The organism is Delftia sp. WSY_16, from assembly GCF_043104415.1.
GTDB classification, from domain to species: domain Bacteria; phylum Pseudomonadota; class Gammaproteobacteria; order Burkholderiales; family Burkholderiaceae_C; genus Comamonas; species Comamonas tsuruhatensis.
Genome location: NZ_JBICKS010000005.1, coordinates 302,800 through 319,600, shown reverse-complemented (window position 1 = coordinate 319,600; position 16,801 = coordinate 302,800). Strand labels below are relative to the sequence as shown.

Annotated in this window: 14 protein-coding genes; 11 read left to right on the top strand and 3 right to left on the bottom strand. The window is 69.7% G+C overall.

Annotated features, from left to right (window positions below; genetic code table 11):
* The first annotated feature begins 4 nt into the window (after positions 1-4).
* The 10 genes from ACF8O7_RS04630 (at position 5) to ACF8O7_RS04585 (ending at position 8,959) form a co-directional block, all read left to right on the top strand.
* Positions 5-2,209 carry a heavy metal translocating P-type ATPase gene (locus ACF8O7_RS04630; protein WP_392442555.1) on the top strand — a complete coding sequence of 735 codons (2,205 nt, stop codon included), beginning with the start codon at positions 5-7 and terminating at the stop codon, positions 2,207-2,209.
* On the top strand, positions 2,206-2,592 hold the full coding sequence (locus tag ACF8O7_RS04625) for a DUF3703 domain-containing protein (RefSeq protein WP_016449914.1): 387 nt from the start codon (positions 2,206-2,208) through the stop codon (positions 2,590-2,592). The genes ACF8O7_RS04630 and ACF8O7_RS04625 overlap by 4 nt, the downstream gene beginning before the upstream one ends.
* Before the next feature lie 48 nt (positions 2,593-2,640).
* Positions 2,641-3,099, top strand: a complete 459-nt coding sequence (locus ACF8O7_RS04620; RefSeq protein WP_017404570.1) for a hypothetical protein — start codon at positions 2,641-2,643, stop codon at positions 3,097-3,099.
* 121 nt (positions 3,100-3,220) lie between these two features.
* Positions 3,221-3,589 (top strand): hypothetical protein, encoded by a 369-nt coding sequence (locus tag ACF8O7_RS04615; RefSeq protein ID WP_392442552.1) that lies wholly within the window; start codon positions 3,221-3,223, stop codon positions 3,587-3,589.
* Positions 3,586-5,034 carry a TolC family protein gene (locus ACF8O7_RS04610; protein WP_392442550.1) on the top strand — a complete coding sequence of 483 codons (1,449 nt, stop codon included), beginning with the start codon at positions 3,586-3,588 and terminating at the stop codon, positions 5,032-5,034. Before ACF8O7_RS04615 ends, ACF8O7_RS04610 begins: the two co-directional genes overlap by 4 nt.
* Before the next feature lies 1 nt (position 5,035).
* Positions 5,036-6,418 carry a multicopper oxidase family protein gene (locus tag ACF8O7_RS04605; RefSeq protein ID WP_016449917.1) on the top strand — a complete coding sequence of 461 codons (1,383 nt, stop codon included), beginning with the start codon at positions 5,036-5,038 and terminating at the stop codon, positions 6,416-6,418.
* A 20-nt stretch (positions 6,419-6,438) separates the two neighbouring features.
* Positions 6,439-6,930 (top strand): plastocyanin/azurin family copper-binding protein, encoded by a 492-nt coding sequence (locus ACF8O7_RS04600; protein WP_016449918.1) that lies wholly within the window; start codon positions 6,439-6,441, stop codon positions 6,928-6,930.
* A gap of 34 nt (positions 6,931-6,964) precedes the next feature.
* Positions 6,965-7,474, top strand: a complete 510-nt coding sequence (locus ACF8O7_RS04595; protein ID WP_392442548.1) for a DUF411 domain-containing protein — start codon at positions 6,965-6,967, stop codon at positions 7,472-7,474.
* Positions 7,475-7,489: 15 nt separating this feature from the next.
* Positions 7,490-7,882: a copper-binding protein gene (locus ACF8O7_RS04590; RefSeq protein ID WP_016449920.1), complete on the top strand. Its 393-nt coding sequence runs from the start codon at positions 7,490-7,492 to the stop codon at positions 7,880-7,882.
* A 66-nt stretch (positions 7,883-7,948) separates the two neighbouring features.
* The gene (locus ACF8O7_RS04585; RefSeq protein ID WP_392442546.1) at positions 7,949-8,959 is read left to right on the top strand and encodes a P1 family peptidase; all 1,011 of its coding nucleotides are present in this window, start codon (positions 7,949-7,951) and stop codon (positions 8,957-8,959) included.
* 6 nt (positions 8,960-8,965) lie between these two features.
* On the opposite strand, the gene ACF8O7_RS04580 is transcribed toward ACF8O7_RS04585, so the two are convergent.
* The 3 genes from ACF8O7_RS04580 to ettA form a co-directional block, all read right to left on the bottom strand.
* Positions 8,966-10,111, bottom strand: a complete 1,146-nt coding sequence (locus tag ACF8O7_RS04580; protein ID WP_392442543.1) for an FAD-dependent monooxygenase — start codon at positions 10,109-10,111, stop codon at positions 8,966-8,968.
* A 170-nt stretch (positions 10,112-10,281) separates the two neighbouring features.
* Positions 10,282-12,897 carry a DUF1631 family protein gene (locus tag ACF8O7_RS04575; RefSeq protein ID WP_392442541.1) on the bottom strand — a complete coding sequence of 872 codons (2,616 nt, stop codon included), beginning with the start codon at positions 12,895-12,897 and terminating at the stop codon, positions 10,282-10,284.
* 60 nt (positions 12,898-12,957) lie between these two features.
* Entirely contained in the window at positions 12,958-14,619 is a 1,662-nt protein-coding gene (gene ettA, locus ACF8O7_RS04570; protein ID WP_016449924.1) for an energy-dependent translational throttle protein EttA, read from the bottom strand.
* A 267-nt stretch (positions 14,620-14,886) separates the two neighbouring features.
* Between ettA and ACF8O7_RS04565 the strand changes: the two genes are divergently transcribed.
* Complete coding sequence (locus ACF8O7_RS04565; protein WP_016452439.1) at positions 14,887-16,683, top strand: DEAD/DEAH box helicase; 1,797 nt, start codon at positions 14,887-14,889, stop codon at positions 16,681-16,683.
* Positions 16,684-16,801 lie beyond the last annotated feature (118 nt).

Sequence of the window (16,801 nt, the reverse complement as noted above, 5' to 3'; positions counted from 1 at the left end):
TCGCATGAACTCCAATCGCCTGCCAAGCCCTCAGGGCAACGAGGCCCTGAAAGCCTTCCCAGCCCATTCCACGCCCGCCTCGACTTCGCCGTCTTCCGCCTGCGGCACCGATTGCTGCGCGCCCTTCACCATCACCCAGCCCACGCCGGCCCGCAAGAAGGCCCATGGCCACTCGCATGCGCACGGCGAGGGCCACGATCACGCCCATGACCACGACCATGACCACGGTCACGACGAGAGCGATCCCCATGCCGGCCATGACCACAGCGTGCTGCCCGGCTGGCCGCGCATCACGGCCGCGCTGATTGCAGCCGTGCTGGCCGAAGCCGCCCACTGGCTCAGCGGCTCCCAGGGCGGCGTGCCGGCCCTGCAATACGGCGGCATGGCCGTGGCCGTGCTGGCCATTGCCCTGTCGGGCCTGGGCGTCTACAAGGCCGGCATCCGCGACGTGCTGCGCCTGAAGCTGGGCATCCATGCGCTGATGGCCATTGCCGTCACGGGTGCCTTCGCCATCGGCCAGTGGCCCGAGGCCGCCATGGTCATGGCCCTGTACGCCGCGGCAGAGCGCATCGAGGACCAGGCCATGGACCGCGCGCGCAATGCCATCCGCAGCCTGCTGCAGATGGCGCCCGAGACGGCCGACGTGCTCCAGCCCGATGGCAGCGTGCAGCGCGTGGCCGCCGCCGACGTGGCACTGGACGCCACCGTGCGCGTGGCCCCCGGCGCGCGCGTGCCGCTGGACGGCGTGGTCCTGCGCGGCGAAAGCTCGGTCAACCAGGCCCCCATCACCGGAGAAAGCGCTCTGGCCGACAAGGCCCCGGGCGACGAGCTCTACGCCGGCAGCATCAACCAGGATGGCGAGCTGCAGATGCGCGTCACCTCGGCGGCCAATGACAGCCTGATTGCGCGCATCGTCCATGCCGTGGAGCAGGCCCAGGCCTCCAAGGCGCCCACCCAGCGCTTTGTCGACCGCTTTGCCGCCGTCTACACGCCCATCGTGCTGGTGCTGGCCATTGCGCTGGCGGTGCTGGCGCCGCTGGTCATGGGCTGGAGCTGGCATGACGCGGCCTACCAGGCCCTGGCCCTGCTGGTCATCTCCTGCCCCTGCGCCCTGGTGCTGTCCACCCCCGTCACGGTGGTCAGCGCGCTGACGGCGGCTGCACGCCGCGGCCTGCTGATCAAGGGAGGCCAGGCGCTGGAATCGGCGCGCAAGCTGCGCGCCATTGCCCTGGACAAGACCGGCACGCTGACCACGGGCAGCCCGAAGCTGGTCGAATGGAAGTCCTGGAGCGAAGAGGATGCAGCCCGGGACACCGCCCCTGGCCCCGCCCTGCCCGCCGCGCGCGCCCTGGCCCTGGCCGGCCGCTCGGACCACCCGGTCTCGCGCGCCATTGCTTCCGGCCTCCAGGCCGACGCCGCCGTGGCCGCCGATGCAGCGCGGGCCTCGGTCAGCAAGCTGCTGGCCCTGCCCGGCCGTGGCGTGCAGGCCGAGATCGACGGCCAGCTCTGGACCCTGGCCAACCTGCGCTGGGTGCAGGAGCAAGGCTGGGACAGCGCCGCGCTGCGTGCCAGCCTGGCGATGCACGAAGCCCAGGGCCGCACCGTGACCCTGCTGGCCGATGCCGGTGGCGTGCGGGCCCTGTTCGCCGTGGCCGACCCGCTGCGGCCCCAGGCCCGCGAGGCCGTGGCACGCCTGCAGGCCCTGGGCGTGCAGCCCGTGGTGCTCAGCGGCGACAACACGGCCACCGTGCGCTCCATCGCTGCCGAAGCCGGCATCCAGGATGCGCGCGGCGGCCTGCTGCCGCAGGACAAGCTCGACGCACTGGCCGAGCTGCAACGCACACGAGGCCCCACGGCCATGACGGGCGACGGCATCAACGACGCGCCGGCACTGGCCCAAGCCGACATCGGCTTTGCCATGGGCGGCATGCACAGCACGGGCATGGCCATGGAAACCGCCGACGTGGTGTTGATGAACGACGACCTGCGCCGCCTGCCCGAGGTGGTGGAACTGTCGCGCAGCGCCCACGCCGTGCTCTGGCAGAACATTGCCCTGTCGTTGGGCGTCAAGCTGGTGTTCTTCGCGCTGGCCCTGGCCGGCAACGCCAGCATGTGGCTGGCTGTGCTCGCCGACATGGGCGTGAGCCTGCTGGTGGTCGGCAACGGCCTTCGGCTGCGCCGCTGGGGCAGCGACAGGGAGGCGGCATGACCGACGCCCAGCGCCGTGCCGCCTTCACCCACCTGCTGCACAGCTTCCGTTCAAGCCAGGACCAGGCGCCCGCACAGCGCTGGCTGCTGCTGGAGGCCAGCCATGTGCTGGGCCAGCAGCTGCTGGGCCTGCACTGGCGATCCCACTGCTGGATGCTGCGCCACGCGCTGCAGTTGCGCGACGGCAGGGAGGTCGCCGGCCAGCTGCTGCGCCTGGCCCTGGTGCCCGCAGGCCATCTGCTGGACCGGCTGCCGCGCGGCAACACCGGCCGCACCACGGTGCCGGCCACCCTGCCCATGGACATGCCACCCGCCATATCGGCGCTGATCGCCGAGGCACTGCGCACCACGCGCCGCCCGCCCGGGCAGAGGGCCCGCACCTGAGGAACTTCGTGGCACCGTCCGGTATCATCCATGCCTATGCGTCGCCCCTTGTCCATTGTCCTGGTCTTGCTGCTGGTCCTGCGTGGCCTGCTGGGCGATGCCATGGCCATGGGGGCGGCTCCGGTGATGGGCGTCCCGGCTCCGGCCGTCGCATTGGCGTCGGACTCCGCACTCCACCACCATGCGCCGGAGATAGCGCAGACGCCGGACAGCCATGAACGGCATCCGGCACACGCCACGGAGCAGCCCTCTCACCCCTCGCATACGTCGCACGCCGAGCACAGTGCAGACTGCTCCCCCCAGGCCGGCAGCCCTGCGGGCGGCGGCTGCGGCGAGCATGAACACGGCCCCAGCTGCACCCTGTGCGGCATCTGCCATTCGGCCCTTTTCACCCCTGGCCAGATCGGTTCGGACGGCGCTGCGCCGTCCGCCGCACTGCGCCCCCAAGGCAGCACGCGCTTTGCCAGCGCGGCCAAGCTGCAGGCCATCAAGCCACCCATTTCCTGAAGCCTGACGCCCGAAGTGCGTCCGCGCCATCCCTGCCGCCCGTCCATGGGCAGCCCGTTCTCGGGCATGGCAGGGCGCTTGGCTGCGGATGCGTCACCCGTTACGCATTCAGGAGAACACCATGCGCCGTGCGCATTTTCTCGCCCCCCTCATCCCCCTCATCCATTTCGGGCTGGCGGCCCTTGCCGTCTCCAGCCCCGCGGCCTGGGCCCAAGCCCATGACGGCAGCCTCCCCCCGGCCTCTTCCTCCGCAGGCCTGACCGGCGCCATCGATCCGGCAGCCGCCAGCCTGCCCCTGCGCCATGCGGCCCTGCCGCCCAGCGGCGCCGTGGAAACCGAGCTGACCGACTGGCGCCAGGCCAACGCCGCCGTGGGCGAGTTTCCCAACGGCCATGTGGACATCCTGCGCTGGGAGGCGGCCCAGGCCGGCCGATCCACGCCTGCGCCGTCCCCGCACGGCTCTCACATGCAGCACGGAGGCCGGCCATGAAGCGCACCGTCTTCGCCCCCACCCGGCTGGTCGGCGCCATGGCTGCCGTGCTGGCCCTGGCCGGCTGCGCCAGCATCTCGCCCGACGGCCTGCGCGGCGCGGTCCAGTCCCATACCGCCAGCCGCCTGCCGGACGGCGCCCAACTGCCACCAACCGATCTGCAGGCCCGCGACGCGGCGCAGCAGCGCATCGACGAGTGGCTGCGCCAGCCGCTGGACATGGACCAGTCCGTGCGCATCGCACTGCTCAACAATCCCGGCCTGCAGGCGCGCCTGGCGCAACTGGGCGTGCAGGATGCAGACCGCGTGCAGGCCCTGACGCTGCCCAACCCCACGCTGACCCTGGGCCGCATGGTCAACAGCGACGAGCGCGAGATCGAGCGCCAGCTGAGCTTTGGCCTGGTCAGCCTGATCACCCTGCCCTGGCGCAGTCGCTGGCAGGGCATGCAGATGGAACAGGCCACGCTGACCGCCGCGCAGGACGTGCTGCGGCTGGCCGCCGACACGCGCCGCGCCTGGCTGCGCGCCGTGGCCGCACGCCAGCAGCTGGCGTCCAGCGAGCGCATGCACGAGGCGGCCGAGGCCGGTGCCGAGCTGGCGCGGCGCATGGCCCGCGTGGGCAACTTCAGCCGGCTGCAGCAGGCGCGCGAGCTCAGCATCCAGCAGGACACCGCAGCCCAGCTGGCGCGTGCGCGCCTGGCCGCCACGGCCGAGCATGAGCAACTGGCCCGCCTGATGGGCCTGTGGGGACGGCGCATCGATTTCAAGCTGCCCGACCAGTTGCCCGCCATCCCGCAGGCCGCCACGCAGTTGCGCGCCGGGGACGATGCCGAGGCCACCGCGCTGCGAGAGCGCCTGGACCTGCGCGCCCTGCGCCGCGACCTGGACCATCTGGGCGAGCGCCGGGGCTGGGCGCGCGCCGGCGCCATCTTCGGCGACATCGGCCTGGGCTACAGCCGCAACACCGCCACGGACCGGGCCACTGGCCACAGTGATGTGACACGCGGCTGGGAGATCGACCTGCCCCTGCCGCTGTTCGACTGGGGCGGCGCTGCCAGCGGCCGCGCGCGCGCCGAGCTGCAGCGCAGCGCGGCCCAGCTGCAGCAAGGCGCCATCCAGGCGCGCGCCGAGGCGCGCAGCAGCTGGATGCGCTACCGCACGGCCTGGGACCTGGCCCACCAGCAGCAGGCCGAGGTGCTGCCGCTGCGCCGCTTCATCCAGGACGAAACCATGCTTCGCTACAACGGCATGTTCGTCAGCGTCTGGCAATTGCTGGCCGAGGCCCGCAGCAGCGCCCAGGCCGTGGCCACCGCCACCGATGCGCAGCGCGACTTCTGGCTGGCAGAGACCGACCTGCAGCTGGCACTGACCGGCACGTCGCCGGGAGCCATCCAGGCTGCCGCCAGCGCTGCCGCGCCCACCCCCACCAACGAAGCGAGCCACTGACATGAACCGCCGCAATTTCTTCACCGGCGCCGCCGTGGCCGCCGTCTCCAGTGCCGCCGTCAGCCGCGTGGCCCTGGCCGCCCTGCCCGAGGCAGCGACCCAGTCCTCGGCCGAGACCGCCGCCCCGCTGGCCCCGCCCAACGGCCGCCCCTACCGCCCCGTGGTCACGCTCAACGGCTGGACCACCCCCTGGCGCATGAACGCAGGCGTCAAGGAATTCCACCTGGTGGCCGAGCCCGTGGTGCGCGAGGTGGCGCCGGGCTTCTTCGTCAACATGTGGGGCTACAACGGCCAGAGCCCGGGACCGACCATCGAGGTGGTGGAAGGCGACCAGGTCCGCATCTTCGTGACCAACCGCCTGCCCGAGCACACCACCGTGCACTGGCACGGCCAGCGCCTGCCCAACGGCATGGACGGCGTGGGCGGCCTGACCCAGCCGCACATCCCGCCCGGCAAGACCTTTGTCTACGAGTTCACGGCGCGCCGTCCCGGCACCTTCATGTACCACCCGCATGCCGACGAGATGGTGCAGATGGCCATGGGAATGATGGGCCTATGGATCACGCACCCGAAGGCCGCGCACCCGCAGATCGCCGAGGTCCAGCGCGACTACGCCTTCCTGCTGTCGGCCTACGACGTGGAGCCCGGCTCCATGACCCCACGCGTGGCCGAGATGACGGACTTCAACATCTGGACCTTCAACAGCCGGGTGTTCCCCGCCATCAGCCCTGTCGTCGCCCGGCGCGGCGACCGCGTGCGCCTGCGCGTGGGCAACCTGACCATGACCAACCACCCCATCCACGTGCATGGCCACGAGTTCGAGGTCACGGGCACAGACGGCGGCCCCGTGCCCCGGTCTGCACGCTGGCCCGAGGTGACCACGGACGTGGCCGTGGGCCAGATGCGGCAGGTGGAGTTCATCGCCGACGAGCTGGGCGACTGGGCCCTGCACTGCCACAAGAGCCACCACACCATGGGCGCCATGGGCCACGACACGCCGACCATGATCGGCGTGGACCACCGGGGCCTGGTCGGCAAGATCCAGAAGATCGTGCCCGACTACATGGTCATGGGCGAGCGCGGCATGGGCGACATGGCCGCCATGGAAATGCCGCTGCCCGACAACACCTTCCCGATGATGACGGGCACGGGCCCCTTCGGCCCCCTCGAGATGGGCGGCATGTTCACCACCCTCAAGGTGCGCGAGCAGCTGGGCGCCAACGACTACGGCGACCCGGGCTGGTTCACCCACCCCAAGGGCAGCGTGGCCTATGAATGGAAGGGGCCGGCGGCCGAAGCCTCCGCACCGCGCCAGACCACGCCCGGCCAGTCCCCCGGCGCGCCCAGCGTGCGCAAGCCCGGTGCGGGCCATGAGCACCACTGATGCCACCCAAGGAGTCCCTCATGAACACCTTTGCCCTCCTCCTCGCCACGGCACTGCTTGCCGGCCCCGCTGCCGTCTTCGCCCATGGCAGCGGGGCCCACGATGACGCTCCCAAGGCCGCCGCGGTCAAGGAGCAAAAGCCCTGGGGCATCGCCGGCGATGCCTCGGCCGCCCGGCGCACCATCACCCTGGACATGAGCGACAACATGCGCTTCACACCAGAGCGCATCAGCGTCAGGCGCGGCGAGACGGTGCGCCTGCGCGTGGCCAACAAGGGCCAGGTCATGCACGAGATCGTGCTGGGCACGCCGGCCTCGCTGGACGAGCACGCGCAGATGATGCTCAAGTTCCCCACCATGGAGCACGGCGAGCCCTACATGGCCCATGTCTCGCCCGGCCAATCCGGCGACCTGGTCTGGAATTTCAACCGCGAAGGCAGCTTCGACTTTGCCTGCCTCATCCCCGGCCACTACCAGGCCGGCATGCGCGGAACCATCACGGTGACGCAATGAGCGCGCCACTTCTTTCCCCCTTCAGGAGCACCCCATGAAACATGAACGCATGGCATCCGCCCACCCGCGCCGCAGTGCACTGCGCCGCATGGCCGTGGCCTGCACGGCATTCGCCGCCCCTTCGCTGTGGGCGGCCGCACCCACGGCCCGCATCCCGGTGGAGGTCTGGAAGGACCCCAACTGCGGCTGCTGCCAGGACTGGGTGGTGCACATGGAGCACAACGGCTTTGCCGTCACCGTGCACGACACCGGCAACAGCGCCGTGCGCGCCAGGCTGGGCATTCCGGCGAGCCTGGGCTCCTGCCACACGGCCCTGGTCGAAGGCTATGCGCTCGAAGGCCATGTGCCTGCGGCCGACGTGCACAAGCTGCTCAGGCAAAAGCCTAAGGCGCTGGGCATTGCCGTGCCCGGCATGCCCGTGGGCAGCCCCGGCATGGACGGCCCCGAGTACGGCGGCCGCAAGGACCCCTACGAGGTGCTGCTCATCACCAAGAACCTCATGAACAGCGACGTTTCCACCCGCACCTTCACCAGCTACCGCTGAACCCCGGAGCACACCATGCACAACACAGCCCTCCTTGTTTCCCGTACGTCCCGTACCGCCCTTGCCGTGCGCCTGGCCCTTGCCGCCGCGCTGATCCCGGCCTGGGCCTGTGCCCAGGCCACGGCCCACGACCATGCGGCGCATGGCGCGCAATCTGCCGAAACTGCACCTGCCGCCGCCAGCCAGGACCTCAGCGAAGGCGAGGTCACGCGCTGGGATGCACGCACCAGCAAGGTCACGCTGCGCCACGGCGAACTCAAGAACCTGGGCATGCCGCCCATGACCATGGTCTTCCAGCTGCGCGTGGCAGCACCCGAGCCCGCCCTCAAGGCTGGCGACAAGGTGCGCTTTCGCGCCGAGCAGGACCAGGGCGCCTTCGTGGTCACGCAGCTGGAAGTGCTGCGCTGAAGACCGGGTGCAGGGCTGCCGTTTCGGCTAAGGTGAAGGCCTGTCCATCACAGAGCAGAGCAGCGCATGCCAAGCACCGACTCAGACCCCGGCTCCATCACCCGCGTACAGGGCATCGAGGTAGGCCACCACACCGATGCCCGCCGCCCCACGGGCTGCACCGTCGTGCTGGCGCGCGGCGGCGCCGTGGGGGGCTGCGATGTGCGTGGCGCCGCCCCCGGCACGCGCGAGACCGACCTGCTGCATCCCTCCAACCTGGTGCAGCAGGTGCATGCCGTCATGCTCTCGGGCGGCAGCGCATGGGGGCTGGACGCGGCCAGCGGCGCCATGCGCTGGCTGGACGAGCAGGGCATAGGGCTGGATGTGGGCGTGGGCCGCGTGCCCATCGTGCCGGCCGCCGTGCTGTTCGACCTGGCGGTGGGCGACAGCCGCATCCGCCCAGGGGCCGATGCCGGCCATGCGGCCTGCCAGGCCGCCAGCGCCGCGCGGCCTGCCGAGGGCAATGTGGGCGCCGGCATGGGCGCCTGCGTGGGCAAGGTCTTCGGCATGGATCGCGCCATGAAGGGCGGCATCGGCACGGCCTCGCTGACCGTGCGCGGCGTCACCGTGGGCGCGCTGATCGCCTGCAATGCCGTGGGCGATGTGGTCGATCCCCACAGCGGCGTGCTGCTGGCCGGCGCGCGCAGCCCCGATGGCCGCCAGCTGCACGACACCTGCCGTGCCTTGCTGCGCGGCGAAGAGCCCCGGCCGCTGCTGGCAGGCACCAACACCACCATCGGCGTGGTTGCCACCGATGCACGCATCACCAAGGCCCAGGCCCAGCGCCTGGCCGTGGTGGCCCATGACGGCCTGGCACGCGCCATACGACCCGTGCACACCATGAGCGATGGCGACACCCTGTTCGCCCTGGGCACGGGCCTGGCCGAGCACTCGCTGGGCATGCTGACCCTGTCCGCCATGGCCGCCGAGGCCGTGGCCCTGGCCACGGTGCGCGCCGTGCTGGCCGCGCAGTCGCTGACCACGGCCGAAGGGCTGGAGCTGCCCTGTGCCAGGGAGCTGGCCGCCTGCCGGCCCTGACCGGGTTCAGGCCTGCAGTGCCACCGCCCAGGCGTCGTAGCCGTAGACGCCATCGGCATTGCCACCGGCGCGCAGCCAGTTGTTGCCGCGCGAGCCGATCTGGATCTCGCTGGTGCGCTGCATGCGCATGGCCTGGTAGCGCGCCAGGGCAGCGGGCACCTGCTGCGATCCATGGGCAGCGTCCAGGTTGCGCGCCAGCACCACGGCATCCTCGATGGCCATGCCCGCACCCTGGGCCATGAAGGGCATCATCGGGTGGCAGGCATCGCCCAGCAGCGTGATGCGGTCCTGCGACCAGGCCGGCAGGGGATCGCGCTCGTACAGCGCGGTCTTGAGCACCGTGTCGCAGGCGTCGAGCAGCGCACGCGCGTCGGGATGGAAATCGGCGTAGAAGCCGCGCAACTCCTCGACGCTGCCCGGCGTGGTCCAGGATTCCTCATGCCACGATTCCTGGGCCGTGGTGGCAAAGATGAAGGTATCGCGCCCCTGGTTCAGCGGAAAGGTCACGATCTGGCTTTGCGGCGTGGCGCCCCACCATTTGGTGAAGGCCTGGATGTCGGGCACATGGCGCACGCGCTCGGTAGGCACCACCGCGCGGAAGGCCACCACGCCCGTGAAGCGCGGGCTCTCGGCGCCGAACAGGGCCGCGCGCACCACGGAGTGGATGCCGTCCGCGCCAATGAGTGCGTCCAGCCCGGCCACTTCGCTGCCATCGGTGAAGGCGATGTCCACGCCTTGCCCCGTCTGCGTGATCTGGCTGGCGCGCTTGCCCAACTGCACCTGGTCCAGCGGAAAGGCATCGGCCAGGGCCGCCAGCAGGTCCGCGCGGTGGATGGTGAGCTGGGGTGCGCCGTATTTGCGCTCGGCCTCGTCACCCATGGTCAGGCGCGAGGTTTCCTCGCCCGTGTCCCAGTTGCGGCTGATGCGGTGCGTGGGCCGTGCGGCGCTGGCGCGCACGGCGGCGGCAATGTCGGCGCCCAGGCCATCGAGGGCGCGCACGGCATTGGGCGTGAGGTTGATGTCCGCGCCCACGCGCAGGAACTGCCGGCTTTGCTCGAACACCAATACTTCATGCCCTGCCTGGTGCAGCGCATTGGCTGCCGCCAATCCGCCAATGCCTGCTCCGACGATGCCTATCCTCAAACGCGCCATGGTTCCTGTCTCCTGCTGGTGGGGTCTATTCGGTGGTAATGCGCCCCGTGATCCGGGGCGCATCGATGCAAGACATTGTCTTTTTGACGCGCCTCAAGCCTCAACCTCCGCAACGCCCGAATTGGGCACGATTCGTCCCCATCGGCGCCGGCGCATGTCCGGCAGGCGCCTCAGTCCACGCGCCGCAGCTGCCCTTGCGCCAGCAGCTTGTCGCGCATGCGGCGCGTCATGGACTGGGTGCTGCCATCCGTGGCCGTGAACAGGAACAGCGTCTGCTGCGGGCTGACCCAGGTCAGCTGGGTGCGGATGCTCTGCCGGGCATTGGACAGCTCCACCCAGGTGCCCAGCGCCCAGTCCTCGGAGACCACGGGCGCCACAGGTTCAGGTGCAGGTGCAGGTGCAGGTGCAGGTGCCACGGATGTCGCATGCGGCGTCACCTGGGGCCCGGCAGGCTCGCCAGGCATCCTGGTCGGCGACGCCGCAACGGCCGGGGGGGCAGGCAGCTCGTCCTGCAGCGCCTCGGGCAGCTCCAGGTCCTGCTCGGTCAGGGTGGCCATCTCGTGCGCCATATCGCTCGCCATGGGCTGCGGCACATCCAGCGGCACCGGCATGGAGGCCGCCACGCCGAACAACGACTGTGGCAGGCGCGCTGCCGAGGAGCCGGGCCTTGCCTGGACGGGCCTGGTCTGGCCGGGCCCGGCAGCATCGAACCGGGAAGGCAGGGACGCCAGCACCGAGTCCGACCCATAGACGGTGGGCGGCACGGAGTCCAGATAAATATCCACGCTCTCTATGGGCTGGCGGACCACACCGGCATCCAGCGCATCCTGGTGCAGGCCGGCCAGGCGCGCGGCAAAGGCCTGGATTTCCTCCTCCGTGCGCCCCACGCTGCGCAGGCCGGCGCGCAGCCGGGCCTGCAGGCGCGGCGCCAGCGCCACCAGCCGGTCGGTATCGCGGCCGGCGTGTGCGGACACGCTCCACAGCAGGCTGGGCACCAGGGCGAGGTAGCCGCCGGGGTCGCGGGCTTCGCTGCCGTCCACAGGCTCCTGGACGCTGGCAATCACCTGGGCCCACGGCCCCGTGGCGAATTCCAGGATGTCATCGGGTACGCCCTGGGCACTGGGCAGGCGCCGGATGGCGGCTGCGATCTGCTCGGCCCGGGGCATGGCGGTTTCCGGCCAGCGCGGGTCCGCACGCCGCCCTTCCACGCGCCGGAGCGCGGCCGAGACGGGGCCGGTCACCGTGCCATCTTCAGGCGCTTCGCTCGGTCCCACGGGCTGCATGCCGCTGCCGCCCCAACCGTCACGCAGCTGCTGCAGCACCGTGGCAAAGGCCGATGCATCGGCGCGCTGCAGGGCTGCCAGCCGCATGGCAGCGGAATCGGCCACCTGCAGGAACTGGCGATAGCCCGGTGCGGATTCACTGTCGAACCACAGGCTGCGCGCCGTCAGCTCGTCGAGCAGCTGGCGCGCAGGGTGATTGCGATCCTCGAAAAAGCGCGTGTCCTGGACCACCAGCTGCTGCAGCAGCGGCTCCAGCCGGCCCACCGTGCGCTGCACGGAAGGCAGCAGGCGCGTGTCGGCGGCCATGAAGCGCATCATGCGCTGCAGCGTATGCAGCGCCGCGCCGTCGTCGGCGCGCGCGCCCGGGGGAGGCTCCTGCGGCTCCTGCGGCTGCAGGGCCTGCATCAGCTGCTCCAGCTGGGCCGAGTGGTGCTGCACGGACTCCAGCGCCATGCAGCTCAGCGAGGTCCAGCCTTCGGGCAGCGCCGCCAGCACGGTGGGTGCCGTCTCGCTGCCCTGCCAGGCGGTGGTCTGCAGCCGGCTTGCGCCGTCCATGGCCGGCGCAAACTGCCCGGGCACGGAATAGGCGGATGGTTGGGCCAGCGCCAGCATGGAAGAAGGCGCCGCAGCGGGCGCCTCGCGGTGTGAATCCATCCAGCGGGGGTCGGACAGCAGGGCGGCCACCAGGCGCCGCGTCAGCTCATCTTCCTGCGCCTGCTGGCCGAAGGCGCCGTAGGCGCGGCTCTGTGCCACGGCATCGCCATAGTGTGAAGGCGCACGCCAGCGGTTCGGCCCCGGCATGTCGGTCTGGCGCCGGCCCGGCTCGGGCGGCGGTGCCACGCCATAGGCGGCAGGCTGCACGCCCTGGTCGCGCAGGGACTGGGCCACATGGCCGTACTCGGATACCAGCAATGCGCCCAGATGCTCGCGCATGAAGCCCAGCCAGCAGGCGGCGCATTCGGGCTCGACCCCGGTGTCGTCGATCACGCGCTGCAGCGCCTGCACATAGTTGTGGGGCCTGAGCGGGTTGCGTTCGGGCTGGACACGGTCCAGGCCCTGGATGGCGCTGACCAGGGCATCGAGCTCAGCCAGTGCGATCTCCACCTGCGGCGCCACATGCTGCAGCAGGCGCTGGTGTGCCAGCTGCGACTGCAGCACGGAGTCATCCAGCAGGGAGAGGGAGGCGAAATCAGTGGTGCCGGGCACACCGGACGCCCCGGAGATGCCCGGCACCGGCGGCCAGGCGGCAGCGCCACCGGATTGGCCAAAGCATTCCAGCAGCGCCAGCCCATAGCCCTTGAGCATGGCGGCCCGGTGGCGGGCCAGCAATTCCAGCGCCTCGGGGATTTCAGCGCGGCGCGGCAGGCCGGAGCCAGGCAGCTCGGCCTGCTCCATGGCATGAGCCGTGCGCTGCAGCAGCCGCAGGATCAGCGCCTCCGAGCCGCGGACAGCCTGCACCAGGCAGGCCTGCAACGCGGCAACAGAAACGGGTGGAGGATTCATGGCCCGAAGAATACAGGCTCCAGCCCGTGCCGGAGGCGCTTTGAGGCTTGCCTTTGATGCTTACTTCAGTGCCTTGTAGCGCATGCGCTTGGGCTTGGCGCCTTCTTCGCCCAGACGCTTTTTCTTATCGGCTTCGTACTCCTGGTAGTTGCCGTCGAAATACACCCACTGCGAATCGCCTTCGGCGGCCAGGATGTGCGTGGCGATGCGGTCGAGGAACCAGCGATCGTGGGAGATCACCAGCACCGTGCCCGCGTACTCCAGCAGCGCATCTTCCAGCGCGCGCAGGGTTTCCACGTCCAGGTCGTTGGAGGGTTCGTCCAGCAGCAGCACGTTGCCGCCCTGGATCAGCGTCTTGGCCAGGTGCAGGCGGCCGCGCTCGCCGCCGGAGAGGTTGCCGACCTTCTTTTGCTGGTCCTGTCCGTTGAAGTTGAAGCGGCCTGCGTAGGCGCGCGAGGCCATCTGGAACTTGCCGACGTTGATGATGTCCAGCCCGCCCGAGATGTCTTCCCACACCGTCTTGTCGTTGGCCAGCGCGTCACGCGTCTGCTCCACATAGGCCATCTTGACCGTCTGGCCCACGATGACTTCGCCGGAATCGGCCTGCTCGCGCCCCGCGATCAGCTTGAACAGCGTGGACTTGCCGGCGCCGTTGGGGCCGATGATGCCGACGATGGCGCCAGCGGGGATGTTCATGGTCAGGTTGTCGATGAGCACGCGGTCGCCAAAGCTCTTGGTGACGTTGTTGAACTCGATGACCTGGGTGCCCAGGCGCTCGGCCACAGGAATGAAGATTTCCTGGGTTTCATTGCGCTTTTGGTATTCGAAATCGCTCAGTTCCTCGAAGCGCGCGATACGCGCCTTGGACTTGGCCTGGCGGCCCTTGGCGTTCTGGCGAACCCACTCCAGTTCCTTCTTCAGGGCCTTGGCACGGGCTTCCTCGCCCTTTTGCTCGGACTCCAGGCGGTTTTGCTTCTGGATCAGCCACTCGGAGTAGTTGCCCTTGTAGGGAATGCCGTGGCCACGGTCCAGTTCCAGGATCCACTCGGCAGCGTTGTCCAGAAAGTAGCGATCGTGGGTGATGGCCACCACGGTGCCGGTGAAGCGGTGCAGGAACTGCTCCAGCCATTCCACGGACTCGGCGTCCAAGTGGTTGGTGGGCTCGTCCAGCAGCAGCATGTCGGGCTTGGACAGCAGCAGCTTGCACAGCGCCACGCGGCGCTTCTCGCCGCCGGACAGCTTGCCGATCACGGCGTCCCAGGCCGGCAGGCGCAGGGCGTCGGCGGCGATCTCCAGCTGGTGCTCGGAGTCGGTGCCGGCAGCGGCGATCTTGGCTTCCAGCTCGCCTTGCTCGGCAGCCAGCGCGTCGAAGTCGGCGTCGGGCTCGGCGTAGGCGGCGTAGATTTCATCGAGGCGCGCGCGGGCCGCGTTGACTTCGGCCATGGCCTCTTCCACAGCCTGGCGCACCGTGTGCTCTGGATTGAGCTGAGGCTCCTGCGGCAGATAGCCGATGGACAGGCCCTGCATGGGCAGCGCCTCGCCTTCGAATTCCTTGTCCACCCCGGCCATGATCTTGAGCAGCGAGGACTTGCCAGAGCCGTTCAGACCCAGCACGCCGATCTTGGCGCCCGGGAAAAAGCTGAGAGAGATATCCTTCAAGATCTGCCGCTTGGGCGGCACGGTCTTGGTGAGGTGGTTCATCGAAAAAACGTATTGAGCCATTCTGGTCCGAGTACTTGAATCGTTGATTTCTGCAAAAACCGGGCAACAAATCGGTTGCACGCCAGCCGTGATTATCGGCGCATGCGACAATACCCTGCGTTGCGGGTTCCAGTTGCCCGTGACATCAGCATTCCAGCTGGGGACGATGGACGCTGTTTTCCAGGCTCCCGACATTGAACCTCATCCGCCTACGACTGGTCCGGCAACCGCCCTGGTTGCCTCGGCAGGCTGATACCCAGCGCCCCGGACGGGCGCATCTTTGATCACATGACATTTGAAGAACTGAATCTGGCTCCCGCCATTCTGAAGGCCGTGCTTGAGGAGGGTTACGAGAACCCGACTCCCATCCAGGCACAGGCCATTCCGGCGGTGCTCGCCGGCCACGACCTGCTGGCAGGCGCCCAGACCGGCACCGGCAAGACCGCGGCCTTCACCCTGCCCATGCTGCACCGCCTCTCGCAAGGCCAGGTGCCGCGCAACAAGTTCGGCGGCAAGGGCATCCGCGCCCTGGTGCTGACGCCCACGCGTGAACTCGCAGCGCAGGTCGAGGAATCGGTGCGCAGCTACGCGAAGTACCTGGACATCAACTCCACCGTCATCTTCGGCGGCGTGGGCATGAAGCCCCAGATCGACCGCATCAAGAAGGGCGTGGACATCCTGGTCGCCACGCCGGGCCGCCTGCTGGATCTGCAGCAGCAAGGCTTCATGGACCTGTCCACCGTCGAAGTCCTGGTGCTCGACGAAGCCGACCGCATGCTGGACATGGGCTTCATCCACGACGTCAAGAAGGTGCTGGCCCTGGTGCCCAAGGAAAAGCAAAGCCTGCTGTTCTCGGCCACCTTCAGCGACGAGATCCGCGACCTGGCCAACGGCCTGCTGCGCAATCCGCAGTCCATCCAGGTCACGCCCAGCAACACCACCGTGCAGCGCATCACCCAGGTGATCCACCCCGTGGGCCGCGGCAAGAAAAAGCAGGTGCTGCTGCACATCATCAACGAGAACAACTGGAGCCAGGTTCTGGTGTTCACGCGCACCAAGTTCGGCGCCAACAACGTTGCCGAATTCCTGACCAAGAACAACATCAGCGCCATGGCGCTGCACGGCAACAAGAGCCAGAGCGCACGCACCCAGGCACTGGCCGGCTTCAAGACCGGCGAGCTGCGCGCACTGGTGGCCACCGACATCGCTGCACGCGGCATCGACATCGATGAGCTGCCGCACGTCGTGAACTACGAAATCCCCAACGTCTCCGAAGACTACGTGCACCGCATCGGCCGCACGGGCCGTGCCGGGCGCGAAGGCCATGCCGTCAGCCTCGTGTGCATGGACGAAGAAGGCTTCATGATGGACATCGAGCGCTTCACCAAGCAGGAAATCCCCGTGCAGGTGCTCGAAGGCTTCGGCCCGGAAGAAGGCGAAGTGGCCGAACCCATCGCCATGGGCCGCCAGACCATCTGGGGCGGCGCGGGCAAGCCGCCCAGCCGTGACGTCATGCAGGCCGCCGCCAAGGCTGCGCGCCAGGAAATGATGGACCGCATCCGCACCAACAAGGCTGCCCAGCCCGACCGCGGCGGTCGTGCAGGCGGCCGTGGCCAGGCAGCACCCAAGGCAGGCTCGGACGAAGGCCGCTCCGAAGGCAGCGCAGGCGGCCAGGGCCGTGGCCGCAACCACGCCGGCGCAGGCGCCAACAACAAGCCGCGCCGCGACCGCTTCGACGGTCCGGGCAACGGCTCCGGCGCTGCTCACCGCCCCAAGGCAGGTCCCCAGAACGCCCCCCGTCGCGGCCCGCGTCCTGACGGCGAAGGCGGCGGTGGCCGTCGCTTCGACGACCAGCCCCCACGCGCTGACGCCCACCTGGGCACGCAGCTCGGCCATGCACGCAGCAGCGGACCGCGCGGCGGCGCCGGCGGCGGCCAACCCGACCCGATGCGCACCAGCGTGGACACCATGGCCGAACGCGGCCGCCGCGGCGGCGGTGGTTTCAACCGCGGTGGCGGCGGCGGCGGTGGTGGCTTCGGCGGCGGTGGCCGTGGCGGCTCCTCGCGCGGCGGCTACGGTCGCTGACCTGCACTGAATACCCGGCGTGCCAGGCGGCATGCCGGACATTGCACCAGCCCAAAGGGCTGCATCTCCCCGGGGCTGCAGCCCTTTTGCATTGCACAGATTGCGCCTTCAGCCGACA

Coding starts and splice junctions, on each gene's coding strand:
- ACF8O7_RS04615 (WP_392442552.1), top strand. CDS start 3,221: ATGCGCCGTGCGCATTTTCTCGCCCCCCTCATCCCCCTCATCCATTTC.
- ACF8O7_RS04605 (WP_016449917.1), top strand. CDS start 5,036: ATGAACCGCCGCAATTTCTTCACCGGCGCCGCCGTGGCCGCCGTCTCC.
- ACF8O7_RS04595 (WP_392442548.1), top strand. CDS start 6,965: ATGAAACATGAACGCATGGCATCCGCCCACCCGCGCCGCAGTGCACTG.
- ACF8O7_RS04625 (WP_016449914.1), top strand. CDS start 2,206: ATGACCGACGCCCAGCGCCGTGCCGCCTTCACCCACCTGCTGCACAGC.
- ACF8O7_RS04590 (WP_016449920.1), top strand. CDS start 7,490: ATGCACAACACAGCCCTCCTTGTTTCCCGTACGTCCCGTACCGCCCTT.
- ACF8O7_RS04565 (WP_016452439.1), top strand. CDS start 14,887: ATGACATTTGAAGAACTGAATCTGGCTCCCGCCATTCTGAAGGCCGTG.
- ACF8O7_RS04575 (WP_392442541.1), bottom strand. CDS start 12,897: ATGAATCCTCCACCCGTTTCTGTTGCCGCGTTGCAGGCCTGCCTGGTG.
- ACF8O7_RS04610 (WP_392442550.1), top strand. CDS start 3,586: ATGAAGCGCACCGTCTTCGCCCCCACCCGGCTGGTCGGCGCCATGGCT.
- ettA (WP_016449924.1), bottom strand. CDS start 14,619: ATGGCTCAATACGTTTTTTCGATGAACCACCTCACCAAGACCGTGCCG.
- ACF8O7_RS04630 (WP_392442555.1), top strand. CDS start 5: ATGAACTCCAATCGCCTGCCAAGCCCTCAGGGCAACGAGGCCCTGAAA.
- ACF8O7_RS04580 (WP_392442543.1), bottom strand. CDS start 10,111: ATGGCGCGTTTGAGGATAGGCATCGTCGGAGCAGGCATTGGCGGATTG.
- ACF8O7_RS04600 (WP_016449918.1), top strand. CDS start 6,439: ATGAACACCTTTGCCCTCCTCCTCGCCACGGCACTGCTTGCCGGCCCC.
- ACF8O7_RS04585 (WP_392442546.1), top strand. CDS start 7,949: ATGCCAAGCACCGACTCAGACCCCGGCTCCATCACCCGCGTACAGGGC.